The organism is Streptomyces sp. NPDC046303 (assembly GCF_055588085.1).
Map to the genome: position 1 here is coordinate 276,675 of NZ_JBVJFA010000003.1, position 23,517 is coordinate 300,191.

Genomic DNA, 23,517 nt, shown 5'->3' on the forward strand with positions numbered 1-23,517 from the left:
TGGAAGTGATCAAAGCAGTCGGGGAGGCTCCCGGAAGAAAGGTGGTCCCGGATGGGGACACTGAGCACCGAGCCATGGCGGCTTCGGTTGCGCACTTGAGATTAACACTACCGGATCCAACAGACATTCCCCCTCTCAATCACCGGCAATCGCGCCTTCCGCGCGGGCGGCCTGCCCTGGCCGCCCGCCCCTGACCGGCCTGGCTCAGCCGCCCTGGGTTCCCAGCGGAAGAACGCTCGCGCCCGCGGCGTCGAGGGCGAGCCGGTTCGCCGCCCACCCTTCGCCCGCGAGCTGCGCGACCTTGTCGGCCGCGTCGTTGTCGACCAGCGCCAGGACCGTGGGGCCCGCGCCGGAGATGACCGCGGGGATGCCGTCCGCCCGCAGTCGGTTCACGAGTGCGACGCTCTCGGGCATCGCCGGGGACCGGTACTCCTGGTGGAGCCGGTCTTCGGTGGCCGGCAGGAGCAGCTCGGGGCGCCTGGTCAGGGCCTCCACGAGCAGTCCGGCACGACCGGCGTTCACGGCCGCGTCCACGTGCGGGACGCTGCGCGGCAGCAGGCCGCGCGCGGTCTCGGTCAGGACCGGCTTGGAGGGGACGAAGACCACCGGAACGATGGAACCGGCGGGCTCCATCCGGATCGCCTTGGCGCTGCCGCCGTCCATCCAGGCCAGGGTGAAGCCGCCGAGGAGACAGGCGGCGACGTTGTCGGGGTGGCCCTCGATCTCGGTGGCGAGTTCCAGGAGCGCCGCGTCGTCGAGCCTGGTCTCGCCGCCTATGGTCACGGCGCGGGCGGCGACGATGCCCGCGCAGATGGCGGCCGAGGAGGAGCCGAGGCCCCGGCCGTGCGGGATCCGGTTGGCGCAGACGACCTCGAGGCCGCGCGGCTGTCCGCCCAGCAGGTCGAAGGCGGTGCGCATGGAGCGTACGAGCAGGTGGCTCTCGTCCCGCGGGAGCGTGTCGGCGCCCTCACCCGCGATGTCGATGTTCAGGCCGGAGTCGGCCACCCGGACGACCACGTCGTCGTAGAGCCCCAGGGCCAGGCCGAGGGCATCGAAACCCGGGCCGAGATTGGCACTGCTGGCGGGGACGCGCACCCGTACGGCGGCGGCGCGGAACGCTGGACCGGCCATCGTCCGATGACACTCCTTGTGACTGTGCGAGATCTTCGCTCTTCGCTGGCTCGCTGCGAATGTACTGGAGAACGTACGACACCCGAAGGCCCACTGGGCAGCACCACGGTCATATGCGCGGTGGCGGATGTAAGTACAGCGTATCGAAGGAAGGTTCTCTCGCGACATAGGGCGCACAGCAGGCGCACGATGCGTGTCGCGGCTTCGGCCGCACTTTTGGTGCCGTACGGGGTGAGTTGCCGGTTCCGGAGGCCCTGGGGCCGCCGGAACCGGCTCACATGTCAGACCAGGCCGAGGCGGACGGCCGCGGCTTCGGCGTCCACCGGAACGGTGACCGGCTGCGGAGCGCCGGCGATCGCCCAGTCGGGGTCCTTCAGGCCGTTGCCGGTGACGGTGCACACGATCTTCTGGCCCGGGTCCACCAGGCCCAGCTCGGCGGCCTTGAGCAGGCCGGCCACCGAGGCGGCCGAGGCGGGCTCGACGAAGACGCCCTCCTGGGAGGCCAACAGCCGGTAGGCTGCCAGGATCTGACGATCCGTCACCTCGTCGATGAAACCGCCCGACTCCTCGCGCGCGGCGAGCGCGTACTCCCAGGAGGCCGGGTTGCCGATCCGGATCGCGGTGGCGATGGTGTGCGGCTCCTTGACGACCTCACCGCGCACGATGGGCGCGGAACCGGAGGCCTGGAAACCCCACACGCGGGGCGTACGGGAGGCCAGGCCGTCGGCCTTGTACTCCTTGAACCCCTTCCAGTACGCGGTGATGTTGCCCGCGTTGCCGACGGGCAGCACGTGGATGTCGGGGGCGTCGCCGAGCGCGTCGACGATCTCGAACGCGGCAGTCTTCTGACCCTCGATACGTACCGGGTTGACCGAATTGACCAGTGCCACCGGGTAGTTGTCGGACAGCGCGCGGGCGAGATCCAGACAGTCGTCGAAATTGCCGTCCACCTGGAGGATCTTGGCTCCGTGCACGAGGGCCTGACCCATCTTGCCGAGCGCGATCTTGCCGCGGGGCACGAGGACGGCGGAGACCATGCCGGCGCGCACCGCGTACGCGGCGGCGGAGGCCGAGGTGTTGCCGGTCGAGGCGCAGATGACGGCCTTGGCGCCGTCCTCCTTGGCCTTGGTGATGGCCATGGTCATGCCGCGGTCCTTGAAGGACCCGGTGGGGTTCGCTCCCTCGACCTTGAGGTGCACCTCGCAGCCGGTGCGCTCGGAGAGCACCTGCGCGGGAACGAGCGGCGTACCGCCCTCACGGAGTGTGACCACGGGAGTCGTGTCCGTCACCGGCAGGCGGTCCCGGTACTCCTCGATGATGCCGCGCCACTGGTGGGTGCGATTGCTGCTCATGGGTCCTTACTCCCCTTCAACACGCATGATGCTGGCGACACCGCGGACGGTGTCCAGCTTCCGCAGCGCCTCGACGGTCCCGGAGAGGGCGGCGTCGGGTGCGCGGTGAGTGACGACGACGAGGGAGGCCTCGCCGTCCTTGCCCTGCTGCCGCACGGTGTCGATGGAGACTCCGTGCTCGGCGAAGGTCGTCGCCACCTGGGCGAGCACGCCCGGCTTGTCGGCCACATCGAGACTGATGTGGTACCGGGTGACGACCTCGCCCATGGGGCTGACCGGCAGCTGGGTGTACGCCGACTCGCCGGGCCCCGTTGCCTCGGCGAGCTTGTTGCGGCAGACGGCGACGAGGTCGCCGAGGACCGCGGACGCGGTCGGCGAACCGCCCGCGCCGGGCCCGTAGAACATGAGCCGCCCGGCGGCCTCCGCCTCGACGAAGACCGCGTTGTACGCCTCGCGGACGGAGGCGAGCGGGTGCGTGAGCGGGATCATGGCGGGGTGCACGCGGGCGGTGACGGACTCGCCGTCGGCGGCGCGCTCGAGGATCGCCAGGAGCTTGATGGTGCAGCCCATCCGCTTCGCGGAGGCGAAGTCGGCGGCGCTGACCTCGGTCATGCCCTCGCGGTAGACGTCGTCGAGGCGGACCCGGGTGTGGAAGGCGATGCCGGCCAGGATCGCGGCCTTGGCGGCGGCGTCGTAGCCCTCGACGTCGGCGGTGGGGTCGGCCTCGGCGTACCCGAGGGCCGTGGCCTCGTCGAGCGCCTCCTGGTAGCCGGCGCCGGTGGAGTCCATCTTGTCGAGGATGAAGTTCGTCGTGCCGTTGACGATGCCCATGACACGGTTGATCTTGTCGCCCGCGAGGGACTCGCGCATCGGGCGGACCAGCGGGATGGCGCCGGCGACGGCGGCCTCGTAGTACAGGTCCAGGCCGTGGGTCTCGGCCGCGGCGTGCAGGGCGGCGCCGTCCTGGGCGAGCAGCGCCTTGTTCGCGGAGACGACGGAGATGCCGTTCTCGAACGCGGTGGTGATCAGCGTCCGGGCCGGCTCGATCCCGCCGATGACCTCGATCGCGACGTCGATGTCCCCGCGTTTGAGGAGGGCGGTCGCATCGGTGGTGATGAGCGCCGGGTCGATGCCCTCGCGCACCTTGGAGGGACGGCGCACGGCGACGCCCGCGAGCTCGACGGGCGCGCCGATCCTGGCCGTCAGATCGTCGGCGTGCGTCGTCATGATGCGGGCAACTTCCGAGCCGACCACTCCACAGCCCAGCAGCGCCACCTTCAGCGGACGCGTACGCATCATTCGACCTACGCCTTTCGATCTTCCATCAGTACCCCGCACGCGGCTTGCACGCGGGGTGAGAACCAGTCTCACTCAATGGACATCAGTTTCCACCCTCGGTCCATTGAGTGAGACACCTATTTTGGGGGTCTGGGGCCTTCTCCCCGGAATAAGCAAATCATCCCAGGTCGAGACGCAGGAGATCTTCCTCCGTCTCGCGCCGGACGATCACCCGGGCCTGTCCGTCGCGCACGGCGACGACGGGCGGGCGCAGTGCGTGGTTGTAGTTGCTGGCCATGGAGCGGCAGTACGCGCCGGTGGCGGGGACGGCGAGCAGGTCACCGGGGGCCAGGTCGGCGGGCAGGAACGCGTCCTTCACGACGATGTCGCCGCTCTCGCAGTGCTTGCCGACGACCCGGACGAGCATGGGTTCGGCGTCGGAGGTGCGGGAGACGAGGGTGACGGAGTACTCGGCGTCGTAGAGGGCGGTCCGGATGTTGTCGGACATCCCGCCGTCGACACTGACGTACGTCCGCAGACCCTCGAGCGGCTTGATGGTGCCGACCTCGTAGAGGGTGAAGGCGGTGGGGCCGACGATGGCCCGGCCGGGCTCGACGGAGATCCGGGGCGCGCGCAGTCCGGCGCTCTCGCATTCCCGCGCGACGATCTCGGTGAGCGCCTTGGCGATCTCGTGGGGTTCGCGCGGATCGTCGTCGGAGGTGTAGGCGATCCCGAGCCCGCCGCCGAGGTCGATCTCGGGGAGCTCGACGCCGTGCTCGTCGCGTACGGCGGCCAGCAGCTGCACGACCCGCTTCGCGGACACCTCGAAGCCGGCCATGTCGAAGATCTGCGAGCCGATGTGGGAGTGGACGCCGAGCAGCTCGAGCGAGTCGTGCCCGAGGGCCCGGCGTACGGCCTCGGCGGCGGAGCCGTCGGCCACGGCGATGCCGAACTTCTGGTCCTCGTGCGCGGTCGCGATGAACTCGTGCGTGTGCGCTTCCACCCCGACCGTGACGCGGATCTGGACGGGCTGGCGTACGCCCAGCTCACGGGCGATGTGCGCGACGCGGGCGATCTCCTGGTAGGAGTCGAGGACGATCCGCCCGACGCCGGCCTCGACGGCCCGCCGGATCTCCCCCTCGGACTTGTTGTTGCCGTGGAAGGCGATCCGGGAGGGGGGCATCTCGGCGGCGAGCGCGGTGGTCAGCTCCCCGCCGGAGCACACGTCGAGATTCAGCCCTTCTTCCTTGAGCCACTTCACGACGGCCTTGGAGAGGAACGCCTTCCCGGCGTAGAAGACGTCGGCGTCCTTGCCGAACGCGTGCGCCCAGGCCCGGCAGCGCGCCCGGAAGTCCTCCTCGTCGAGGAAGTAGGCGGGGGTCCCGAACTCCTCGGCGAGCCGGGTCACTTCGATGCCGCCGACGGCGACGACCCCGTCGTTGTTGCGGGTGACGGTCCGGGCCCAGACCTTCTCGTCGAGGGCATTGAGGTCGGCCGGCGGCGGGGAGTAGTGCCCCTCGGGCAGGACATCGGCGTGACGGGGCCCGGCGGGGTGCGCGGAACGGCTCATCGGTATCTCTCTTCGCAGGTCACAGGCGTTCGGGTGCGTCAATGCCGAGGAGGGCCAGGCCGCCGGCCAGCACCGTCCCGGCGGCTTCGGCAAGGGCCAGCCGGGCACGGTGGGCGGCCGAGGGTTTCTCGTCCCCGCGGGGCAGTACGCGGTACTGGAAGTCGAGCAGCGCGTCCGCCAGCTCGACGAGGTGCCGGGTGAGCCGCTCGGGCGCGCGGTGGTGCGCGGCGGCTTCGAGGACGAGCCGGTACTCGGCGAGGGCGCGCAGCAGGTCGGGGGCGTCGGACACGTCCCCGGGCTCGGCGCCGAACCCGAGGCGGGCGGCGTTGCTCCGGAGCGCACAGGCCCGTGCCCGGGCGTACCGCACCCGGAAGAACTCGCTCTCCTCGCCCTGCACGAGCAGCCGGTCGGAGAACTCGGGCGTCTCGCGGGCCGGCACGGCGAGCATGGCCCAGCGGGCGGCGTCGGCCCCGAACCGCGCCACGACGTCACCGTCGCGCTTGGCGACGGGTGCGACGGGTGCGACGGGGGTGGCGGCTGTGGCGGGGACCGGGGCGGGGGCGAGGGGTGCGAGCCGGAGGACGACCTCACGGACGACGCACTCCCGCAGGCCGGGCTCCGCGGGGGGCGCGGCAGCGACGGGCGGGGAGGGCATGGGGAGGAGGGCCCGCCCGACGTCCCGCATCACCAGCGGCGCGTACAAGGGAGCCAAGCCGAAACAGAGGAACCCCGCCCCGGTGACGTCGACGCGCTCGATCCCCGGCTCCGCGCGGAGCCGGCGGGCCAGCACGTCCGCCACGTCACGAGGCGGGCACCCGGCGCTCTTGGCGATCTGAAAGGCAACGGGGGTGGCGTAGTCCCCCACGCCACCGGGCCGGGTCCGCTCCACGACGACCCGCCGGGGCACGGCCACATCGGCTCCCAGCTCCCCGTCCTCGACGGCGCAGCGCACGGCGCGCACGACGGTGTCGGGAAGATCGGCGGGGTTCACGAGACCCAGCCTAGGCGAGAGGGCAGCCCACCCCGCCAAGGGTTTCGCCATGTGAAATGAGCTGTGCTGCGCGCTGGACGCTCAGCCCCTCCCCCTCCCGGCGGGGGCTCCCTTCCTCCCGTCGCGCCGGTCCTTCCCCTCGACCAGCCGCCGGACGACCCGTACCAGCTCGGCGGGCTCGAAGGGCTTGGCGACGAAGGCATCCACCCCGGCCTCGATCCCCGTCTCCACCTCGTGCTGCGTACAGGCGCTGACGATCGCGACGGGCACCGCACTGGTCCGCGGATCGGCCCGCAACTGCGCGGCGGTCCCGAACCCGTCCAGCCGCGGCATGACCACGTCGAGGGTGATCACATCGGGACACACGCGATGCACGACGTCCAGGCATTCGGCACCATCGTTCGCGGTCACGACCTCGAAGCCCTCCAGCTCGAGATTGACCTTGATCAGCTGCCGGATGACCTTGTTGTCGTCGACAACAAGCACCCGGCCCGAGACGCCTGGCACAACTCGAGAGTAGGTCGGCCCGACCCCCCGCGTCCGGGTTTTCGCCACTTCCACCCCGTCCGGGCGACCCACCTCCCTCTCCCCCCGAAAACGGGTTCCTGATCACCCCACGGAAGCTGGTAGTGTTCAACCCGTCGCCGCACAGCGAACGACACGCCCCCGTAGCTCAGGGGATAGAGCAACGGCCTCCGGAGCCGTGTGCGCAGGTTCGAATCCTGCCGGGGGCACTTCGCAGGAAGTGCCGAGGACCCTCCAAACAGTGTTCGTACTGTTGGAGGGTCTTCTTGCGTTCCGCACCATGAACACCGCGCAGCGGAGGCGTGCACAACACCTCGAAGCTCTGGGTCTACGACTTCCGTACCGCCAAGCACTTCACGCTCAAGCAGCACCCGCTGACCCGCGCCGCTCTGGAGGAGTTCGTCGAGGCGTACCTGCCGGGCAAGGCTCGCAATCCGCGATCGCGGAAGCACTAGGCGGCGAGGTCTCGGCCGACACGGACGAGATCCAGCCAGGCGAAGGTCTGACCCACAACTGAGTTGACCCGCCCCCCGTCCCGCCGGAAATGGTGTCGATCAATCAGTGAGACGGGGGCATCCCATGGCAGTTCCGCAGTCTTCGAGGACTTCGTCTGCACGTCGCTCTCCCGGGCCCTGCTCCCCTACGGGGGCCGCTCGGTCGCCCAGGCACGCCACCACCTGGACGAGGGCGGCAACGGGATCCTGATGAAGCCGGACCTCGTCTGGTACGACGATGCGAGGCGGCCCCTCGGTGTCGTGGACGCCAAGCACAAGGCGGAGAAACGAGAGGGCTTCCCCGGCTCGGACCTCTACCAGATGCTGGCCTACTGCACGGCGCTCGGCCTGCCTCAGGGCATCTCGTCTACGCCAAGGGCAACGAACCGCCACAGCAGCACACGGTTCGCGGATCGGGCGCGATCCTCACCCAATACGCGCTCGACCTGGACATGCCACCGGACTCCGTGCTGCGGTCCATGTCCGTAATCGCTGCGGCTGTCGCCGGGAGGCGAAGCCGCCCTCCCGGGATGTCCGATGGCACCGCCGGCCGGACCGGCACCGCGATCCGGACCGCCCAGTGAATCGGTGTCACCCGTCGCTTCCACGGCCCAACAGCAGGCCGGCCAGGGTCCGGGCGCTCGCCGGGACGCCTCGGACCGGTTCGCCGTACATGGCGTGGGCCTGGTCCAGGGTGGGGAGCAGGCTGGGCGCGCGGTCGGTGGGGGCGCGGTCGAGGAGCGTGGTGCCGGTCTCGGCTTCTTGGGTGGGGGCGTAGCCCGCGGCTCGCAGGGGTTTCCGTCGGCGGCGCCGGCACGGCGGGAAAGGCATCCGCGCGCCGGCGCAGCCGCAGGGGCTCACAGCCATCCACAAGCGCCGCCGAGGAGTCGCCCCGCAGCCCCGAAGACCCCGTCATCGGAGAGAACGCCGAGGACGGGGTCTTCGTGTATGCGCAGCCGGCTGCCGTGCTGCGCGGTCACGGGCGGGGGCCGCGTACGAGGTACGTCGTGAGGGCCGTTGCCGTGAGGGCGGTGGTGATGGTCCAGGTGTAGGGGACCGTGCCGGGCAGGAGGAGGAGGGACCAGGGTTCCACCTGGGCCTGGGGTTTGGTGCCGATCAGCCACATGATCATGGGGATGGCCACCGGGGGTGCCCAGGCTGCCGCCGGGGGGAGGAGACAGGCGCCGGAGAAGGCCAGGCCGGTCAGGAGCAGGGTGTTGCGGAAGGCCACGGCCGGGTCGTTGGTGGCGCCCGCGAGGGCGAGGGCCGCTGCGAGGGTGAGTACCACCGCTGTGGTCGTGGCCCGGAGACGGGTGGCCTTCGGGGTGATGCGTTCCTGGACCTCGGCCGCCGTGGCGAGGACGGACGGCAGGAAGGCCGCGTAGAGGGCGGGGACCATCGGCCAGAGGGCGCCCTGTACGCCGTCGCGGGCCGGTACGTCGTACAGCCGCAGCGGGGTCGCGACCCAGAGCAGCGCGCAGAACAGGGCCGCGAGCGCCTGGCGGCCCAGGCGCCAGCGGCGTACGTAGAGCAGGCTAGCCATCGCAGGCGGCCAGGCCCTGGAAGGCGGCGCGGGCTGCCGAGGTCCGCTCGGACGGGGTGCCGGAGGTGAGCTTGGGGTCCAGGAGCGGGTCTTCGTACGGGGGAACTCCCACGGCTTCGGAGAGCCAGTACCGGGCGTTGACGTGGTGGCGTTCCATGCTGCTGCCGGGCTCGATGGCGCAGTCGGAGCCGTAGTAGGTGCCCAGGAACATGTCGAGGAGGAGTTCTCGGTCACCCTCGACGGTGTCCGGGGAGAGCTGACCGGTGTTCTTGGTGCTGCGCAGGGCGTCCTGGCGGAAGGAGGCCGGGGCGGGGAGGTTCAGTTGCGCCATGGCCTGGACCAGGGGGGTGAGGCGTGCGCGGAGGCGGGGCTCGTACGAGGTGTAGCCGCGGCCGAGGCAGATCTCGGGGCGGGTGCCCTGGCAGCGGACATCGCCGGGGCGGGGTTCGAGGTACAGGGGGTCGGCCGAGGCGAGGTGGCCGGCCGAGAGTGCGCACAGCACGGCGGTGGCGGCTGCGGCGAGGAGGTGGCGCGGGCGCAGCCGGTGGAGGGCGGCGCTCCAGGCCCCGGCGAGCAGCACGAGGAGGGTGGCGGCCGCGTAGAACGCGACCTGGGACGTCTGGGTGCCGGCCTTGGGGCGCAACCCGACGAGCGAGCTGGTGGCTCCGCCGACCATCACGAACTCCGAGAGGTCGCCCGCGTAGAGGAGCAGGAAGGCGAGGAACACGGCGATCGCGACCAAAGGAGCGGCGAGCTTGCCGCCGCCTCCGCCGAGCCAGCCGGCCGCGAGGCCGACGGCGCAGGCGAGGCCGAGGAGTGCGAGCGCGGGCACGGGGGTGAGGAGTTCGGGCAGGCCCAGGGTGGGCGGGGTGCCGGCCCAGGCCACCAGGCCGAGGACGAGGGCGAGCCCGGAGACGAAGGCCGCCGAGGACCAGGCGAGGAGCGCGGCCCAGGCTGCCGCCAGCATCGCCAGGGGGCGGTGGTGGGCGTACAGGAAGGCGTCGGCGCGGGAGAGGCGGTGGCCTTCCCAGGCCGCCACGCCTGCCAGGAGCGGGCCGAGCAGCATCACGGTGAAGTTGTACTGGTACACCGCCCACATGGGCTCGTGCCGCCAGGCCATCGGACGCAGCAGGGTGTTGAGGACCACGAGCAGGAGGAGGAACGGGAAGGCGGTACGGCCGAGAGACCGGCGCAGGTGGAGGAGGAGGGCACTGGTGGTCATCGGGTACCGCCGTCGGCGTCGTCGTCGGGCACGGTCTGTTCCACGGGGCGACTCCCCGCGACGTCGCTGGTCAACAGCCACCGCCCGCAGCGCTCTGGGTGGAGCCTCCGCCGCTGCTCAGGTCGTGGAGGGCCTGCTCCACCGAGCGGGCCGCCGCGGACGCAGCTCCGTCACCGGGTCCCTCTCCGGCTCCGGCTCCGGCTCCGCCTCCTGCTCCGGCCCGTGCCATGAGTTCCGTGGGGGTGCCGTCGAAGACGATGCGGCCTTCGCGCAGCGAGACGACCCGGCCGGCCAGCAGCTCGATGTCCTCGGTGTGGTGTGTGCTGAGTACGACGCAGCGGGTACGGCCCATGCGGGCCAGGTACGTGCGCAACTCGATGCGGTGTTCCACGTCGATGCCGGTCGTCGGCTCGTCGAGGAGGAGGACGGCGGGCTCGTGGACGACGGCCTGGGCGATGTGGGCCCGCTGGCGGTTGCCTCCGGAGAGGCTGCGGAGGCGGGCGTCGGCGACGTCGGTGAGGTTCAGGTCCTCGACCACGCGCTGGATGGCCTCCGCGCGTCGGCTGCGGGCCACGCCGCGCAGCCACGCCGCATAGGTCACTGCTTCGCGGACGGTGAAGTGGCCGGGGAAGTCGGGTGATTGGGGGAGATAGCCGATGCCTTCGCGGTAGCGGCGGAGGGTGGTTCGGCGGTCCGGTCCCAGGTCTCCGAGCGAGACCGACCCGGCCGCGGGCCGGAGGAGGAGTGCGCATGCCCTGAGCAGGGTCGTCTTCCCCGATCCGTTGGAGCCGGTGAGCGCGGTGACGCCGGGGTGGAAGGAGAGGGCCGGGATGTCGAGGGCGGTCTTGCTCCCGTAGCGGACCACGAGGTCGCGAACGTCGAGCCGGAGGGCGCCGTCACCCGTGCCGGGGGCAGGATCGGCTTCGTCCGGTGCCCCGTCCCCGCGCCGAGGGGGGGTTGATCATCGCGGTCTCCTCGGAGTCTCAGTAGTCGAACGAGGGCAGGGCCTGGGCCGAGCACGTATCGGGCACCGGCCAGCCGAGCTGCACGCACGCCCGGGTACCTCCTCGGACGGATTTCGCCGTGGCCTCAAGGGGGTGCTTCAGGTAGTGGGTGACGTAGTACGTGTGGTTGTGCTCGGGCGTGTTCAGCGGGAACACCTCGGCACCGTTCTCGAAGTACCAGTGCCCCGCGGTGTAGACCGTGTTGCCGTCCGCGGCGAGGTCCTTCGACATCACCTTGTTCTTGGCGTTGATGTCGTGATCGTTGCGGAAGTCGCCGTATGCCGTCGCGCGGGTCTTCTTGTCGTAGGACACGGTGACGCTCCCCCAGCCCACGGCTGACGCGGAACCCGCCACGACAGTGACGAGGAGGACCCCGCCAGTGGCCAGGACGGCCGTTCGAGGGGTCGTGTGGTGCATGAACACACCTTTCAGGGCAGGGGGTTACGGGATGCCAGAGCATGCCACGCGGTATGTGGCCGTTTAGCCCGAATGGGGCGCCTGAGCCCCGATCGGCCCCCGAACGGGTTACGCATCCGTCAACACGAGGGCGGCATCGGACCGGCACGGGCGCACGGAAGCGCGCATGGGCGCGAGTGGGGCGTGGAGATTCCGGTGGTCTGTACGAGGGGGGTGGGGGTGGGTCTGTGGGTTTGGGGGGTGGGGGTGGGTGGGGAGCGTGCGTAGGGTGGGTGTGAGGCCGCATAGTGCCGTTGACCTGGTGCTTTGCGGGAAGCAGCGGGTAGAGGATGGGGCGGCACCGATGCGTGAGTTGGTGGAGACGGCGCGGCAGTGGGTGGCCGAGGGGCGGGCCGGGTATCTGGCGCGGCCCGTGACCGAGCAGGGGTTCGGGCCGCGGGATCCGGCCGGGGCCGTGCTCGTCGATGCATCGCGGGGAGAGTGTGTCGGCGCGCTGTACCGGGGGGTCTTTGACGCTGAGCTCGTGGCGGAGGCCGGGGCCATGGGGGCTCGGGACACCGCGCGGGTGTGCGAGGTGTCCGTGCGCGGGGCCGAAGCCGTGGAGGCGAAGTTGACCTGCGGCGGGCAGGCCGAGGTGCTGCTCCAGCCGCTCGGCGCGATCCCGGCCGAGTGGTGGGAACTGCTCGCGGAAGGGGTCGGGGTGGCGTTGGTGACCCGGCTGAACGACGGGGCCGATCAGGCCGTCAGCGAGGTCGTGCGGGCCACCGATGTTCCGCACGACGATGCCGGGCGGCGGGCCGGGGAGCTGCTGGCCACGCGGCGGGCCGGGCGGGACGCGTTGTACGGGGTCTCCGGGCTGGTGCTGGTGGAGGCGTACCCGTCGGCTCCGTACGTGGTGATCGGCGGAGGCGGGGAGCTCGCCGGGATCATCGAGCGGCAGGCGCTGCTGTTGGGCTGGGAGGCCGTGCTCATCGACGGTACGGAGGAGGCCGCGAAGGCGATCCGGGCGCGGCGGGACGCCGCGTGCGTGGTCATGCTCAGCCACGACGAGGAGTTCGACGTGCCGACGCTCCGCCTGGCGCTGGAGCTCGGGGTTCCGTACGTCGGTGCGCTGGGCTCGCGCCGGACCACCGCGCGGCGGCGGGAAGGGCTGGTCTCGGCCGGGGTGAGCGAGGCCCAACTGGCCCGGGTGCACGGGCCGATCGGCCTGGATCTCGGCGCGCGGACCCCGGCGGAGACCGCGCTGGCGATCTGTGCCGAGATCCTGGGGGTGCTGGGGGGACGCGAGCTCGACACCCTGCGCGATACGGACGGACCCATCAACTCCTGAGGCCGGGCTCTCGTCGTCTCGTCACTTCTCGCCGAGGGCTCGTTTGAGCTGCTCCTTGTTCATGTCCGAGCGGCCGTGGACATTGCGGCGCCGGGCCTCCGCGTACAGCTGGTCGTACGTGGGGCCCTGCGCGCCGGAGTGGGAGTGGAGTCCGCCGCGGCGGGACGAGGACATGTCCTGCAAGGATTCCTTGCTGGCGGTCTTGGATTCGCCGGCCCGGGCACGCTCCTTGTTGACGGTCCGGGCGGCGATCTCCTTGGCCTTTTCCTCCGGCTCGCCGCGCTGCTCCAGGCCTTCTTTGATGTGCTCGTACTGGCGTTCGCGCTTGGGGGAAGATCCGCGGGGCATGGCGGGCCTCCTTCTCGGTTCGGCTCGGTGAGCGGCTCGCTGAGCGGCTCGATCCGGCTGCTTCTGGCGCGTACCCCGGATGGCGCAAGGTATCCGGGGCAGAACAGCGCATATCGCTTCGAAGTGCGGGAAAATGGATCCCATGGACACGATCCTCAGCGTGGACTCGACCTTGACCGACATCGCCTGGTTCCTCGTCGTCGGGATTATCGTCGCGGGCTTCCTGCTCGCCGGCTTCAAGCTGGGTCAGCGGGTCCGGGCCAAGGAGCCGCCGCCGCCCGACCCCGAGAGCCAGCCGCACCTGCCGAACGGCGGAGCCGTTCACGAGGTCCGCGAGGAGCGGGACCATGTGGAGATCCCCGAGGGCGGCCTGCGGCCGCACGAGATGCAGGGCTACGGAAACTTCGGTTCCACGACCTCCAGCCATCCGGACGAGGTGAGGAAGCAGCGCGAGTCCGGGCACCAGCACGTGGAGGGGCCTGGCCCGCATCCACAGCCCGGGGCTCCACCGGACGCGGGGCGCGGCGCGCACAGCTGACATCCCGCCGCGCGACACGCCGGCATCCCGCGCATTCCCTCCCTGTGGCCCGCGCCTCCCGCGCGGGCCACAGGGCTGTCCCGCACCGTCACACGCCGTCCCCCGTCCCGCCCCGTCAGACCGTCAGAGGTCGGTCCGCAGCCTCAGCACCTCCGGCGGCGGGTGCCGGGCAGAGGTGTGCCGGACCTCCGCCGTCAGGGGCGGGTCGAGCGGCCGGAAGGACACCTCGCCGAGCCCGATCGCGATCGCGGTGGCGGTCGCCGGGGCCGTTGCCGGGGCCGCAGGCCCCGCCGGCTCCGCCCGCCCCGCCAGTGCCTCCGCCACCTCCGCGCGCAGGGCCGCGGTGAGCGGGCTCGACACCAACGGCGTCTCGTCCCCGACCGGCAGGACGAGCACCAGGGCGAGCGGGCGGCGCGGGGTGCCGGTGTAGCCGATCACCGCCGCGTCGCGCACGTCCGTGTGCCGCAGCTTCTGCCAGCCGCGCCGCCCCGCCGGGTAGGTCTGGTCCAGCCGTTTGACGACCAGGCCCTCGATGCCGCTGGCGGGCAGGGCCTCGTACCAGGTGGCCGCCAGTTCCGGATCGGTGGTCATCGGCACCGGCTGCAGAGGCGGCCCGAGCGGCAGCAGGAGGTCCACCAGGAGGGCCCGGCGGCGCTCGTACGCCTGCCCGCGCACGTCCTGACCGGCCAGTTCCAGCACGTCGAAGGCGGCGTACGAGGCCGGCAGCGTCTGCGCCAGTACGGCGGCCCGCGCGGCCGTGGCCGCCGCCCGGCGCTGCACCAGCGCGAACTCCGTCCGGCCCTGGTGCCAGACCACCACCTCCCCGTCGAGGACGGTGCCGGCGGGCAACTGCCGTGCGGCCGTCTCGAGATCGGGGAAGGCGCTGGTCACGATCCGGCCGGAGCGCGCCTGGAGCACGACGTCGGTGTCCGAGCGCACGATGACGAGGCGGTGCCCGTCGAACTTCGGCTCGTACGCCAGGCCCGCGCCGCGCGGGAGGGTCCGTACGGCGGTGGCCAGCGCGACGCGGATCACGGCCGGGTTCCTCGCGTCCCTGGCAGCCGGCCGGCCTGGTCGAGGTCGATCAGGGGGCCGAAGAGGTCGCCGTCGCGTTCCAGCCGCGGCGGGATGTCGTCGGCGAGGAAGACCAGGTCGGAAGGGCGCCGGCAGGCTTCGACCTCCTCCCAGGACACCGGCGCGGAGACGGTCGGACGGGCCCGCGCGCGCAGGGTGTAGGGCGCGGCGGTGGTCTTGGCGGCGGCGTTCTGGCTGTGGTCGACGAACACCTTGCCGGGGCGCAGCGCCTTGGCCATGCGGTGGACGACCAGGCCGGGGAGTTCGCGCTCGGCCTCCTGGGCGAGGAGCTTCGCGTACGCCGACACCTGCGCGGAGGGGGTCGGCTCGAGGGGCACGGCCAGGTGCATGCCCTTGGAGCCGGAGGTCTTGGCGTACGCGCGCAGGCCGTCGGCGGCGAGCCGGTCGCGCAGCCAGAGGGCGACGGCGCAGCACTCGACGACGGAGGCGGGCGCGCCGGGGTCGAGGTCGAGGACCATCCGGTTCGCGACGGCGGGGCTGCCGGCGGTCCACTGGTGGGTGTGGAACTCGACGACGAGGTTGGCGGACCACATGAGGGTGGCCATGTCGGCGACGACCACCTGTTCGGCGGTGAGGTCCTCGGAGCGGGGCACGGGGGTGGTTTTCACCCAGTCGGGCGTACCGGGCGGCGGATTCTTGGTGAAGAAGAGCTGGCCCTCCGGGCCGTCGGGGTAGCGCAGGAAGGACACCGGGCGGTCGTGGATGTGGGCGAGGAGGGAGCCCGCGATGGTGGCGTAGTAGTGCAGCACCTCGCCCTTGGTGAAGCCGGTCTCGGGATAGAGCACCTTGTCGAGATTGCTGAGCGCGATGCGACGGCCCTCCACCACTGTGATCGGCGTCATACGATGAGATTGCCACGAATCAGGAGGAACCGTGCGATCCATTTGGAACGGGGCGATCTCCTTCGGCTTGGTCAGCATTCCGATCAAGCTCGTGAACGCCACCGAGAGCCACTCGATCTCCTTCCGCCAGATCCACCTCGATGACGGCGGGCGGATCCGCTACCGCAAGGTGTGCGAGCTGGACGGCGAGGAGGTGCCGGGCTCCGAGATCGGCAAGGGGTACGAGGAGGCGGACGGGTCGATCATCCCGATCACGGACGAGGATCTGGCGCAGCTGCCCATCCCGACCGCCAGGACGATCGAGATCATGTCGTTCGTACCGGCGGATGAGATCGATCCGCTGCAAATGGACGCGGCGTACTACCTCGCGGCGAACGGGGCGACGGCGGCGAAGCCCTACACCCTGTTGCGGGAGGCGCTGAAGCGGAGCCGGAAGGTCGCGATCGCCAAGTACGCGCTGCGGGGCCGGGAACGGCTGGGCATGCTCCGGGTCGTGGACGACGTGATCGCGATGCACGGGCTGTTGTGGCCGGACGAGATCCGGGTGCCGGAGGGGGTGGCTCCGGAGGCGGACGTGAAGGTACGGGACGCCGAACTCGACCTGGCGGACGCGCTGATGGCGACGCTGGGTGAGGTGGAGCTGTCCTCGCTCCACGACGACTACAAGGAGGCCGTGGAAGAGATGATCGCGGCCAAGGCGGGCGGGGCGTTCGAACCGAGCGAGGCCGTCGTGGAGCCGGCCGGGGGCCAGGTGATCGACCTGATGGCGGCGCTGGAGAAGAGCGTGAAGGCGGCCAAGGCTTCGCGGGGTGAGGCGGCTTCCGCGGGTGAGGGTACGGCCGGGGCGGAGGCCGGGGCCGGGGCCGAGGAGGCCGACGTGACGCCGATCCGGGGGCGGCGGAAGTCGACCGCGGCTGCGTCTGCGTCTGCGCCGAAGGCGGTGGGCGGGAAGAAGTCGACGGCGGCGTCGGCGAAGAAGACGGCCTCGGGTGCGGCGAAGAAGACCGCGGGTACCGCCAAGTCGACGGCCAAATCGACGGCCAGGACCACCTCCAAGGCGACCGCCAAGACGACGGCCAAGTCGACGTCGAAATCGGCGAAATCGACCTCGGCAGCCGCCAAGAAGACGGCCGGCTCCGCGAAGAAGGCGACGCCGGCCCGGAAGCGGACCTCGGCCTGAGCGGAGCGCCGGCCGCGACGGACTGCGGCGCCCCGCCACTGACTGCTCCCGCCTGTACCGCTTGCCCGGACTGCCCAGCTTGCCCTGCCTGCCCGGACTGCCCGGACCGCCCCGCCGGTCTCTGCCCGGCTCCCCGCCCTTCCCCGGAACCTGGGCTCCGCCCCGGACGCCCTGTCTCAGACGTCCCGGCGGGTGGGGGCGGGCCTTTCGCCAGGTCCGGACGCCGCGCCTTACGCGACCGCGGGTTTGGCGGTGGGGGGTAGCCAGGTTCTTGTGTCGCGGGCCAGGGTGAAGAGGGTTTCGATGTCCGGGGGTTTGAGGGCCGTCGGGGCGGAGGTGAGGTCCGCGGTGGCCGTCGGGGGCTGGAGGATGCGGACGTCGCGGAGGGTCGGGGCCACCTCGACGCGGGAGGCGTCGACCACGGCCAGGGCCGGGGTGACCTGGGCCGCCAGGGCTCGGGTGGCGCGGGCCGCCGCGCTGCGGGTCCAGCGGGGGTCGGGGCGGGGTTCCGTGCGGCCGACCGTGAGCAGGAGGTCGCCGGCCACCGCGCGCTGGCGGCGGCCCGGGACCGTGCGGACGCAGAAGATGCCGGCCGGGCCGATCAGGAGGTGGTCGATGCGGCCCAGTCCCGGGACCGGGACGCAGTGCAGGATCCGCCAGCCGTCCGCCTCCAGGGCGTCGAAGGCGTCCCCCATGCGCTGCTGGGCCAGCAAGTCCTGGCGCAGCCGGTGGCGTGCCCGGCTGCCCGCCGGGCCGTGTTCGAGTTCGCCCAGCAGGGTTTCGCCGGGGCGGTTCGGGGCCAGGTCCGCGTCCGGCGGGAGGGCGAGGCCGGCCAGCACGGCCGCCGAGGGGACGGGCGGCGGTCCGATCGAGACCGTTCCCGCCAGGTAGGGCCGCAGCACGGTGAGGACCGCCTCGCGGTGGGCGTCGTCGAGGATGCTGATCCGGTTCGCCCGCCGGTCGTACCAGGCCACCGCGCGCCCGTCGGGCAGATTGACGTACAACCGGCCCCGGCCGGCCCGGCCGCCCGGCAATACTCTGAGTCCCTTCATGGGCCCTCACCCCCGCCGTCCATGGGAGCAGCCGGGGCGCCGCACGGCAATCCCCCCGCCGTGTAACGACTCTGACGTGACCCTGCGACGCCGCTGTTACAAGAACGGGGCTCTGCCGCAATGGCCGGCGCCTAGGTTTGTCCCACTAGGACCGACCAGGGCCGAGTTGGGCCGACCAGCACCGAAGGGTTTCCCGTGAGCACCGTCAGCCGCCGCACTCTCGTTCGCGCCGCCGCCGTGACCGCATGCGCCGGAAGTCTGCTGGCACTGCCCACCGCCGCCGCCCTCGCCGAGGGGGTGCCCGCGGCCTCGTCCGCGCACTCCGCGGGACCGCAGGCGACGCTGGTCAAGAGCCTCACCCTGGCGGACGGCACCTCCACCGCGAAGGTGTACCGCGTCGCCGGGGGCGCGTACCGGGCCGACATCCTGACCGCCGGGGGCCACAAGGCCACCACCCTGACGAGTCGTGAGGGCATCACCGGTTTCGGCGGCGCCGGGGACCTGCACGCGGCGCTGGAGTCCGACGGGCGGCTGACGTCGTGGGTGGGCGGCGACGTTCCCGCGGAGGGTCGGGCCCGTGCCGTCGCGGGCGACGGGTACAAGACCGGCACCCGCACCGGGCAGGTCGTCCCCGCGTCGGCGCCCAAGGAGGCGGCCGGAGCGGCGGGCGCAGCGGCGGCCGGCGAGAGCCGGACCGCCGCCACCGGCCCGGCCGAGTCGCTGCGCCTGAACACGCTGGCCGACGGGCCGGGCGAGGGCGTGTTCCTGCTCGCCGCGGGCGGCGGCATCGCGGCGGTCGGCGCCGCCGGACTCGGTTTCGCGATGCTGCGGCGCGGTCGGACCGAGAGCTGACCGAGAGCTGACCGGGAGCTGACCGGGAGCTGACCGGGAACCGACCGGCGCCGGACGACCGAGGACCGGGCGGGAACCGACCGGGCCGGATCGAGGCCGGATCGAGGTCGGATCGGGGCCGGTCCAAGAGCGGTCCGGCCGAAAGCGGTAAGCGAAACGGGCAAACCTCCGCATAAGGTTGACCAGTTCCGAGGACCCGAAGGTCATACCGCTGCGGACATGGAGGACTCTGGGGTCTGTGAAAACGTTTCCCTTCCGCTCGGCCGCCGCCTCCGTCCCGCAGGCGCTCGCACTGACCGGTCTGCTCGCCGTGCTGCTGCCCCTGGTGGCAGGCTGCAACGACGCCGGCGGTCTGGTCTCCGCGGGTTCGACGCCGACCGCGAGCGGGCCCGTGCACCTGTGGCCCGACCGCCAGGGTGCCGTCGTACCTCCGGCCGATCCCGGGGGCGCCCCGCCCGAGTACGTCAAGGGAATCCCGCCCGTCCAGGACCAGGACGTGCGCGAGGTGGACCCGGTGGCCCTCGTCCAGGCGGAACTGCGGGCGCATCCGAAGGCCGGCGCGGGCCCGGACGGGATGCCCGCCGAGACCGCCGCCGCGATCAGGGACTGCGGCAAGGAGGGGGTGGAGCCGGAGAAGTGCCCGGTGCTGACGCCGTACTACCGGGACCTCACCGGCAACGCCAAGGACGAACTGATCATCGGCATCGAGTACCCCGACAAGATGATGTCGGTACGGGTGTACACCACCGACGAGGCCGGACGCCTCAACCGCATCATGGCGACGACCCAGACCGTCATCAACGTGGACCTGGCCGGGCGGGACCTGATCCTGCGGGCGCCCAGCGGGAACAACGGCTACGAGCTGATCACCGCCTGGTCCTGGGACGAGAAGCAGAGGACGATGCTGCCGACGCGCGAGCAGATCGTACGGGTGCCGGGCGGTCCGCAGGGGCCGGCGAGTCCCGGCAGCGGCCACGGCGGCCACGGCGCGGGCCCGGGTACGGGTCCCCGCAGCGGACCGGGCGCCGGTACGGGCCCCGGCACCGGCCCGCGGTCGAAGGCGTCGGCCTCGCCCGACAGACCGGGCACGCCGTGAGATCCCGCCTGAGACCCCGCCTGAGATCCCGGCTGAGATCCCGGCTGCCCGCCTGGACCGCCACGCTGACCTGGAAGTCCGCGTGTTTCATCGTGGTGATGTGCTGCGCGCTGGCGGCCGCCCTCGGTGCGCTGGTCCATGTGGAGGTGACCCGGCAGACCGTGGCCACGGCGCGCGAGAAGGCGCTCGGCAGGCTGCACGACGCCTCGCGCGCGTACGAGGCCGGGGAGGCCCTGCCGCCCGATTCGGCGCTGGATCCCGTGGGACTGCCGCCGTCGCTCCGGGCGCTGGCCCTCAGCGGGAAGCGCGGGACGGTGGTGGGCGACTACCGGGGCCGCCCGACGATGTGGGCGGCGGCTCCGGCGGACGGGCGGGCGCTGGCCACGGCCATCGACTACGAGCAGAGCGCGCGCACGATCAGCGGTCTGGACAACGCGATCATGGGCTCATCGGTGCTCGCGATCGGCGGAACGCTGCTGGTCGGCGCCTTCGCGGTGACCCGGGTGACGCGACGGCTGCACCAGACGGCGATGGTGGCGCGCCGGATCACGCAGGGGGACCTCGACGCGCGGGTGGGCGACCCGCGGACGAAGGACCCCTCGCGGCACCAGGACGAGGTGGCGACGGTGGCCGGGGCGCTGGACACGATGGCGGGGAGCCTTCAGGCGAAGCTGGAGAGCGAGCGGCGGTTCACGGCGGACGTGGCCCATGAGCTGCGCACGCCGCTGACCGGGTTGCAGGCCGCGTCGGAGCTGTTGCCGGAGGGGCGGCCGACGGAGCTGGTGCGGGAGCGGGTACGGACGATGCGGCAGCTGACGGAGGACCTGCTGGAGATCTCGCGGCTGGACTCGGGCAGCGAGGTGGTGGAGACGGACCTGCACCAGCTGGGGCGGCTGGCGGGGCGGGTGGTACGGGCGTCCGGGACGCAGACGGAGGTCGTCGTCGTCCGCGACGCGCACGTGGAGACGGACCGGCGGCGGCTGGAGCGGGTACTGGGCAATCTGGTGGCCAACGCCCACAGGCACGGGCGGGCGCCGGTGGTACTGACGGTGGACGGGCCGGTGGTGACGGTACGGGACCACGGCGACGGCTTCCCCGACTACCTGCTGGCGCACGGACCGCAGCGGTTCCGCAGCGGGGGCGGGGGCGGGGGCAAGGGACATGGGCTGGGCCTGACGATCGCGGTCGGGCAGGCGGAGGCGATCGGGGCGCGGCTGGAGTTCCGGGCGGCGGAGGGGGGCGGGGCGTTGGCGGTGCTTTCCCTTCCGGGGGCCGGGCCCTCCGTGTAGCGGGGCTTCGTGGCGGCCGGGCCCTGGCCGGGGGCCGGGTCTCCGTGTACCAGGGCTTCGGGGGGCCGGGGGCGGGGCCGGGGTGGGGTGTCGTCCGGGACTCATGATTTATGGCGCCCCGGCCGGGGCTGCGTTGGTGCGGCTTGGGCGTGCGCCAACACATCACGTTTTACGTCCCGGACGACACCCCACCCCGGCCCCGCCCCCGGCAGGCCCGTTCCGGGCCCCGCCGGGGCCTGGCGGAGCCCCCGGTTCGGGACCGCTGGTAAGTCAGGCGCGTGGCGGCTTTGTCCAGGGCCAGCGGGGTGTGGGTTTGGTGCCTGAGGGGCGGTGTTGGTACTTCCAGCCCTTCTGGAGGCCGAGGCGTTTGGAGTAGCCCGCCGGGACGCGTTCGTAGAGGAGCACCGTCGGCGGGCCCCCGTCCGGCGACGGGACGGGGATCTCGTACCACTTCGGGGGGTGGCCGGTCGGGCCGAGGAGGATCGGGAGGACCCGGCCGTCCATCGGGCCGCCCTCGAAGGGGGTCGGTTCGCTTCTCACCCCACCAGTGTCACAGGAGGTGGGCGGCCTCGGAGACCACCGGGATCACGCGGCGGGCCAGCACGCCGACCGGGCCGTCCGCCGATTCCAGGGCGAGGGCGGCGCGCGCGGCGGCCGCCGTTTCCGGGTCCGTGGCGGCGGTGGCCGTGAGCAGCGCGATGAACTGGTCCACCAGCCAGTCGCGCAGCGAGGCGACCTCGGGCTGCTTGCCCTCGTCGATCCAGATGAGGGAGGCGGCCTCGACCGCCGTGATCCACGTACGGACCATCATGCGCAGGCGGGGTCCGGGGGCCGGGACCCCGAGGTGGAAGAGGATCTGTTCGGCGGCGGCACGGCGGATGCCGTCGACCGTTGCCGTGGTACGGGAGGTCTCCACGACGCTGCCGCCCTGCAGGAGGGCCGCGAAGCCGGTGTCGTGCTCGTCGACGAAGGCCAGGTAGCGGTCGAGGGCCCGGCCGAGGCGCTGGGTCAGCGGGCCCTGCTGCGGTTCGGCGAAGCACAGTTCGAGGAGGTCGGCGGCCGAGCGCAGGGCGGCCTCGTAGAGCTGCTGCTTGCCGCCCGGGAAGTAGCGGTAGACGAGCGGGCGCGAGACCCCGGCGGCCTCGGCGACGTCGTCGAGCGAGACCTCCTCCGGCGCCCGGTGCGCGAACAGCGACAGGGCGGCGTCGAGGAGTTGGGCTCGCCGCTCCTCGACGCTGAGCCTGCGGTAGGCGCGTACGGTCATGCCCCGCAGACTAGACGACACCCCGGGGCCGCCTCTGCCGGATCTTGTTCCTGGGACTACGCGAGGAGGCCCGAGCTCTTCCACAGCCTGCGGCCGGCCCCGCGCAGGACGCCGATGTCGTCGAGGAAGTCGGTGAGCCGCTTCGCGCCGGTCTGCATGACCTCGCGGCGGTGGCCGCTCGCCTTGACCTGGGCGACGGCTTCGCGGCGGTCGAGGCCGATGTTCTCGTAGACGGCCGGGTTCACGAAGGCCAGGGAGAAGACGCGGGCGGCCTCGCCGCAGCTGATGCGGGTGAGCTCCTGCTCCCAGCGCGGGGCCGTCACCATCTGGCGGCGCAGTTCCTCGCGGGCGTACCGGACGTGCCGGGCCTCCTCGATGACGTGGATCCGGGTGACCCCGCGGACCAGCGGCTGGACGCGCTCGTCGGGGAAGGTCAGGCGCTGCATCCAGTCGAGGATCTCCTCGCCGAGGAGGGTGCAGGCGAAGGAGCCGGGGGTGGTGGAGATCGTTTTGAGGACGCGGGCAAGGTTGTGGTTGACGCGGGAGACCGGGTAGGCGGGGGCGCCGGCCTTCTGGATCATGCGGGCGAACATCATCGAGTGGCGGCACTCGTCGGCGATCTCGGTGAGCGCGTAGCGCACGTGGTTGCTGGTCAGGGACTTGTCGTAGATGTGCCGGACCAGGAGCTGCATGAGGATGATCTCGAACCAGATGCCGAGCGAGCCGAGCGCGGCCGCCTCGTGGCGGGAGAGGTCGATGCGCTGCTCCTCCCCCATCTTCTTCCAGATCGGGGTGTCGTAGAGGGAGAGCAGCTCCGGCGGCCAGTAGTACTTGCCCTCGATCACCGGGGCGTCCCAGTCGAGTTCCTTGTCGGGGTCGAAGGAGTGCTTGGCGGAGGATTCGAGCAGTCGTTCGGCGATCTGCTCGCGGTCCTTGAGGAGGCCGAGGGCGTCCCTCAGCGCGGCTCGATCGGTCACGGTCGTCATGGCTTCGGACACCTCGTCGTCGAGTTACCGGCGGTCACGGATCAGGTCACTGGTTATGAGACTGCTTGTCAGCAAGGTCGTCAATCCCTCGCGCACGACTTGTTGACCCCGCGTCTAC

The 23,517-nt window shown here is 71.9% G+C and carries 26 protein-coding genes and 1 tRNA gene; 9 read left to right on the forward strand and 18 right to left on the reverse strand.

Going from position 1 to position 23,517, the window contains the following annotated elements:
* Nucleotides 1–204: 204 nt before the first annotated feature.
* The 6 genes from thrB to ACZ6I1_RS04760 all read right to left on the reverse strand — a co-directional run bounded on the left by thrB (nucleotide 205) and on the right by ACZ6I1_RS04760 (nucleotide 6,877).
* Nucleotides 205–1,131 carry a homoserine kinase gene (gene thrB, locus ACZ6I1_RS04735; RefSeq protein WP_469283065.1) on the reverse strand — a complete coding sequence of 309 codons (927 nt, stop codon included), beginning with the start codon at nucleotides 1,129–1,131 and terminating at the stop codon, nucleotides 205–207.
* A 281-nt stretch (nucleotides 1,132–1,412) separates the two neighbouring features.
* Complete coding sequence (gene thrC / locus ACZ6I1_RS04740) at nucleotides 1,413–2,483, reverse strand: threonine synthase (protein WP_469283067.1); 1,071 nt, start codon at nucleotides 2,481–2,483, stop codon at nucleotides 1,413–1,415.
* 6 nt (nucleotides 2,484–2,489) lie between these two features.
* Nucleotides 2,490–3,779, reverse strand: coding sequence for a homoserine dehydrogenase (locus tag ACZ6I1_RS04745; RefSeq protein ID WP_469283237.1), 1,290 nt, complete (start codon nucleotides 3,777–3,779; stop codon nucleotides 2,490–2,492).
* Between the two features lie 160 nt (nucleotides 3,780–3,939).
* A complete protein-coding gene (gene lysA, locus ACZ6I1_RS04750) occupies nucleotides 3,940–5,331 on the reverse strand; it encodes a diaminopimelate decarboxylase (RefSeq protein ID WP_469283069.1) in 1,392 nt (463 codons plus the stop codon).
* Between the two features lie 19 nt (nucleotides 5,332–5,350).
* The gene (gene nrtL, locus ACZ6I1_RS04755) at nucleotides 5,351–6,322 is read right to left on the reverse strand and encodes an ArgS-related anticodon-binding protein NrtL (protein ID WP_469283071.1); all 972 of its coding nucleotides are present in this window, start codon (nucleotides 6,320–6,322) and stop codon (nucleotides 5,351–5,353) included.
* An 81-nt stretch (nucleotides 6,323–6,403) separates the two neighbouring features.
* Nucleotides 6,404–6,877, reverse strand: a complete 474-nt coding sequence (locus tag ACZ6I1_RS04760) for a response regulator (protein WP_469283241.1) — start codon at nucleotides 6,875–6,877, stop codon at nucleotides 6,404–6,406.
* Nucleotides 6,878–6,984: 107 nt separating this feature from the next.
* Between ACZ6I1_RS04760 and ACZ6I1_RS04765 the strand changes: the two genes are divergently transcribed.
* The 3 genes from ACZ6I1_RS04765 to ACZ6I1_RS04775 all read left to right on the forward strand — a co-directional run bounded on the left by ACZ6I1_RS04765 (nucleotide 6,985) and on the right by ACZ6I1_RS04775 (nucleotide 7,830).
* A tRNA-Arg gene (locus ACZ6I1_RS04765) sits at nucleotides 6,985–7,056 on the forward strand.
* A gap of 93 nt (nucleotides 7,057–7,149) precedes the next feature.
* Entirely contained in the window at nucleotides 7,150–7,302 is a 153-nt protein-coding gene (locus tag ACZ6I1_RS04770) for a hypothetical protein (protein WP_469283073.1), read from the forward strand.
* Between the two features lie 63 nt (nucleotides 7,303–7,365).
* Complete coding sequence (locus ACZ6I1_RS04775) at nucleotides 7,366–7,830, forward strand: 5-methylcytosine restriction system specificity protein McrC (RefSeq protein WP_469283074.1); 465 nt, start codon at nucleotides 7,366–7,368, stop codon at nucleotides 7,828–7,830.
* A gap of 102 nt (nucleotides 7,831–7,932) precedes the next feature.
* Here the strand turns inward: ACZ6I1_RS04775 and ACZ6I1_RS04780 are convergent, their stop codons facing one another.
* From ACZ6I1_RS04780 to ACZ6I1_RS04800, 5 genes are all read right to left on the reverse strand, one after another.
* On the reverse strand, nucleotides 7,933–8,172 hold the full coding sequence (locus tag ACZ6I1_RS04780; RefSeq protein ID WP_469283076.1) for a hypothetical protein: 240 nt from the start codon (nucleotides 8,170–8,172) through the stop codon (nucleotides 7,933–7,935).
* Between the two features lie 145 nt (nucleotides 8,173–8,317).
* Nucleotides 8,318–8,884: a hypothetical protein gene (locus tag ACZ6I1_RS04785; protein WP_469283078.1), complete on the reverse strand. Its 567-nt coding sequence runs from the start codon at nucleotides 8,882–8,884 to the stop codon at nucleotides 8,318–8,320.
* A complete protein-coding gene (locus ACZ6I1_RS04790; protein WP_469283082.1) occupies nucleotides 8,877–10,106 on the reverse strand; it encodes a hypothetical protein in 1,230 nt (409 codons plus the stop codon). Before ACZ6I1_RS04790 ends, ACZ6I1_RS04785 begins: the two co-directional genes overlap by 8 nt.
* Nucleotides 10,107–10,176: 70 nt before the next feature.
* Complete coding sequence (locus ACZ6I1_RS04795) at nucleotides 10,177–10,971, reverse strand: ABC transporter ATP-binding protein (RefSeq protein WP_469283084.1); 795 nt, start codon at nucleotides 10,969–10,971, stop codon at nucleotides 10,177–10,179.
* 118 nt (nucleotides 10,972–11,089) lie between these two features.
* Nucleotides 11,090–11,527 carry a hypothetical protein gene (locus ACZ6I1_RS04800; protein WP_469283086.1) on the reverse strand — a complete coding sequence of 146 codons (438 nt, stop codon included), beginning with the start codon at nucleotides 11,525–11,527 and terminating at the stop codon, nucleotides 11,090–11,092.
* A 343-nt stretch (nucleotides 11,528–11,870) separates the two neighbouring features.
* Here ACZ6I1_RS04800 and ACZ6I1_RS04805 point away from each other — a divergent pair, with 343 nt between their 5' ends.
* Nucleotides 11,871–12,857 carry an XdhC family protein gene (locus ACZ6I1_RS04805; RefSeq protein ID WP_469283088.1) on the forward strand — a complete coding sequence of 329 codons (987 nt, stop codon included), beginning with the start codon at nucleotides 11,871–11,873 and terminating at the stop codon, nucleotides 12,855–12,857.
* A gap of 21 nt (nucleotides 12,858–12,878) precedes the next feature.
* On the opposite strand, the gene ACZ6I1_RS04810 is transcribed toward ACZ6I1_RS04805, so the two are convergent.
* Nucleotides 12,879–13,205 (reverse strand): plasmid stabilization protein, encoded by a 327-nt coding sequence (locus ACZ6I1_RS04810; RefSeq protein WP_469283090.1) that lies wholly within the window; start codon nucleotides 13,203–13,205, stop codon nucleotides 12,879–12,881.
* 142 nt (nucleotides 13,206–13,347) lie between these two features.
* Between ACZ6I1_RS04810 and ACZ6I1_RS04815 the strand changes: the two genes are divergently transcribed.
* Nucleotides 13,348–13,743, forward strand: coding sequence for a DUF6479 family protein (locus ACZ6I1_RS04815; RefSeq protein WP_469283093.1), 396 nt, complete (start codon nucleotides 13,348–13,350; stop codon nucleotides 13,741–13,743).
* Between the two features lie 123 nt (nucleotides 13,744–13,866).
* Here ACZ6I1_RS04815 and ACZ6I1_RS04820 read toward each other — a convergent pair whose 3' ends face one another.
* On the reverse strand, nucleotides 13,867–14,775 hold the full coding sequence (locus ACZ6I1_RS04820; RefSeq protein WP_469283243.1) for an ATP-dependent DNA ligase: 909 nt from the start codon (nucleotides 14,773–14,775) through the stop codon (nucleotides 13,867–13,869).
* The gene (gene ligD, locus ACZ6I1_RS04825) at nucleotides 14,775–15,680 is read right to left on the reverse strand and encodes a non-homologous end-joining DNA ligase (protein ID WP_469283095.1); all 906 of its coding nucleotides are present in this window, start codon (nucleotides 15,678–15,680) and stop codon (nucleotides 14,775–14,777) included. Before ligD ends, ACZ6I1_RS04820 begins: the two co-directional genes overlap by 1 nt.
* Before the next feature lie 31 nt (nucleotides 15,681–15,711).
* Here ligD and ku point away from each other — a divergent pair, with 31 nt between their 5' ends.
* Nucleotides 15,712–16,860 carry a non-homologous end joining protein Ku gene (gene ku / locus ACZ6I1_RS04830; protein WP_469283098.1) on the forward strand — a complete coding sequence of 383 codons (1,149 nt, stop codon included), beginning with the start codon at nucleotides 15,712–15,714 and terminating at the stop codon, nucleotides 16,858–16,860.
* Nucleotides 16,861–17,090: 230 nt separating this feature from the next.
* Here the strand turns inward: ku and ACZ6I1_RS04835 are convergent, their stop codons facing one another.
* Nucleotides 17,091–17,912, reverse strand: coding sequence for a nuclease-related domain-containing protein (locus ACZ6I1_RS04835; protein WP_469283100.1), 822 nt, complete (start codon nucleotides 17,910–17,912; stop codon nucleotides 17,091–17,093).
* Nucleotides 17,913–18,107: 195 nt separating this feature from the next.
* On the opposite strand from ACZ6I1_RS04835, the gene ACZ6I1_RS04840 reads away from it, so the two are divergent.
* The 3 genes from ACZ6I1_RS04840 to ACZ6I1_RS04850 all read left to right on the forward strand — a co-directional run bounded on the left by ACZ6I1_RS04840 (nucleotide 18,108) and on the right by ACZ6I1_RS04850 (nucleotide 21,149).
* Nucleotides 18,108–18,764, forward strand: coding sequence for a hypothetical protein (locus ACZ6I1_RS04840; protein WP_469283102.1), 657 nt, complete (start codon nucleotides 18,108–18,110; stop codon nucleotides 18,762–18,764).
* A 238-nt stretch (nucleotides 18,765–19,002) separates the two neighbouring features.
* The gene (locus tag ACZ6I1_RS04845) at nucleotides 19,003–19,860 is read left to right on the forward strand and encodes a hypothetical protein (RefSeq protein WP_469283104.1); all 858 of its coding nucleotides are present in this window, start codon (nucleotides 19,003–19,005) and stop codon (nucleotides 19,858–19,860) included.
* 32 nt (nucleotides 19,861–19,892) lie between these two features.
* Nucleotides 19,893–21,149, forward strand: a complete 1,257-nt coding sequence (locus tag ACZ6I1_RS04850) for a histidine kinase dimerization/phospho-acceptor domain-containing protein (RefSeq protein ID WP_469283244.1) — start codon at nucleotides 19,893–19,895, stop codon at nucleotides 21,147–21,149.
* Nucleotides 21,150–21,419: 270 nt separating this feature from the next.
* Here ACZ6I1_RS04850 and ACZ6I1_RS04855 read toward each other — a convergent pair whose 3' ends face one another.
* The 3 genes from ACZ6I1_RS04855 to ACZ6I1_RS04865 are packed head-to-tail and all read right to left on the reverse strand — an operon-like array spanning nucleotide 21,420 to nucleotide 23,399.
* Nucleotides 21,420–21,689 carry a hypothetical protein gene (locus ACZ6I1_RS04855; protein ID WP_469283106.1) on the reverse strand — a complete coding sequence of 90 codons (270 nt, stop codon included), beginning with the start codon at nucleotides 21,687–21,689 and terminating at the stop codon, nucleotides 21,420–21,422.
* 10 nt (nucleotides 21,690–21,699) lie between these two features.
* Complete coding sequence (locus tag ACZ6I1_RS04860; protein ID WP_469283108.1) at nucleotides 21,700–22,413, reverse strand: TetR/AcrR family transcriptional regulator; 714 nt, start codon at nucleotides 22,411–22,413, stop codon at nucleotides 21,700–21,702.
* Nucleotides 22,414–22,469: 56 nt separating this feature from the next.
* Entirely contained in the window at nucleotides 22,470–23,399 is a 930-nt protein-coding gene (locus ACZ6I1_RS04865) for an AurF N-oxygenase family protein (protein WP_469283111.1), read from the reverse strand.
* Nucleotides 23,400–23,517 lie beyond the last annotated feature (118 nt).

Bases quoted from the DNA above. Each gene is read 5' to 3' on its own strand.
- thrB (WP_469283065.1), bottom strand. From the start codon at position 1,131: ATGGCCGGTCCAGCGTTCCGCGCCGCCGCCGTACGGGTGCGCGTCCCC.
- thrC (WP_469283067.1), bottom strand. From the start codon at position 2,483: ATGAGCAGCAATCGCACCCACCAGTGGCGCGGCATCATCGAGGAGTAC.
- ACZ6I1_RS04745 (WP_469283237.1), bottom strand. From the start codon at position 3,779: ATGCGTACGCGTCCGCTGAAGGTGGCGCTGCTGGGCTGTGGAGTGGTC.
- lysA (WP_469283069.1), bottom strand. From the start codon at position 5,331: ATGAGCCGTTCCGCGCACCCCGCCGGGCCCCGTCACGCCGATGTCCTG.
- ACZ6I1_RS04780 (WP_469283076.1), bottom strand. From the start codon at position 8,172: ATGCCTTTCCCGCCGTGCCGGCGCCGCCGACGGAAACCCCTGCGAGCC.
- ACZ6I1_RS04785 (WP_469283078.1), bottom strand. From the start codon at position 8,884: ATGGCTAGCCTGCTCTACGTACGCCGCTGGCGCCTGGGCCGCCAGGCG.
- ACZ6I1_RS04790 (WP_469283082.1), bottom strand. From the start codon at position 10,106: ATGACCACCAGTGCCCTCCTCCTCCACCTGCGCCGGTCTCTCGGCCGT.
- ACZ6I1_RS04800 (WP_469283086.1), bottom strand. From the start codon at position 11,527: ATGCACCACACGACCCCTCGAACGGCCGTCCTGGCCACTGGCGGGGTC.
- ACZ6I1_RS04805 (WP_469283088.1), top strand. From the start codon at position 11,871: ATGCGTGAGTTGGTGGAGACGGCGCGGCAGTGGGTGGCCGAGGGGCGG.
- ACZ6I1_RS04810 (WP_469283090.1), bottom strand. From the start codon at position 13,205: ATGCCCCGCGGATCTTCCCCCAAGCGCGAACGCCAGTACGAGCACATC.
- ACZ6I1_RS04815 (WP_469283093.1), top strand. From the start codon at position 13,348: ATGGACACGATCCTCAGCGTGGACTCGACCTTGACCGACATCGCCTGG.
- ligD (WP_469283095.1), bottom strand. From the start codon at position 15,680: ATGACGCCGATCACAGTGGTGGAGGGCCGTCGCATCGCGCTCAGCAAT.
- ACZ6I1_RS04835 (WP_469283100.1), bottom strand. From the start codon at position 17,912: ATGAAGGGACTCAGAGTATTGCCGGGCGGCCGGGCCGGCCGGGGCCGG.
- ACZ6I1_RS04860 (WP_469283108.1), bottom strand. From the start codon at position 22,413: ATGACCGTACGCGCCTACCGCAGGCTCAGCGTCGAGGAGCGGCGAGCC.
- ACZ6I1_RS04865 (WP_469283111.1), bottom strand. From the start codon at position 23,399: ATGACGACCGTGACCGATCGAGCCGCGCTGAGGGACGCCCTCGGCCTC.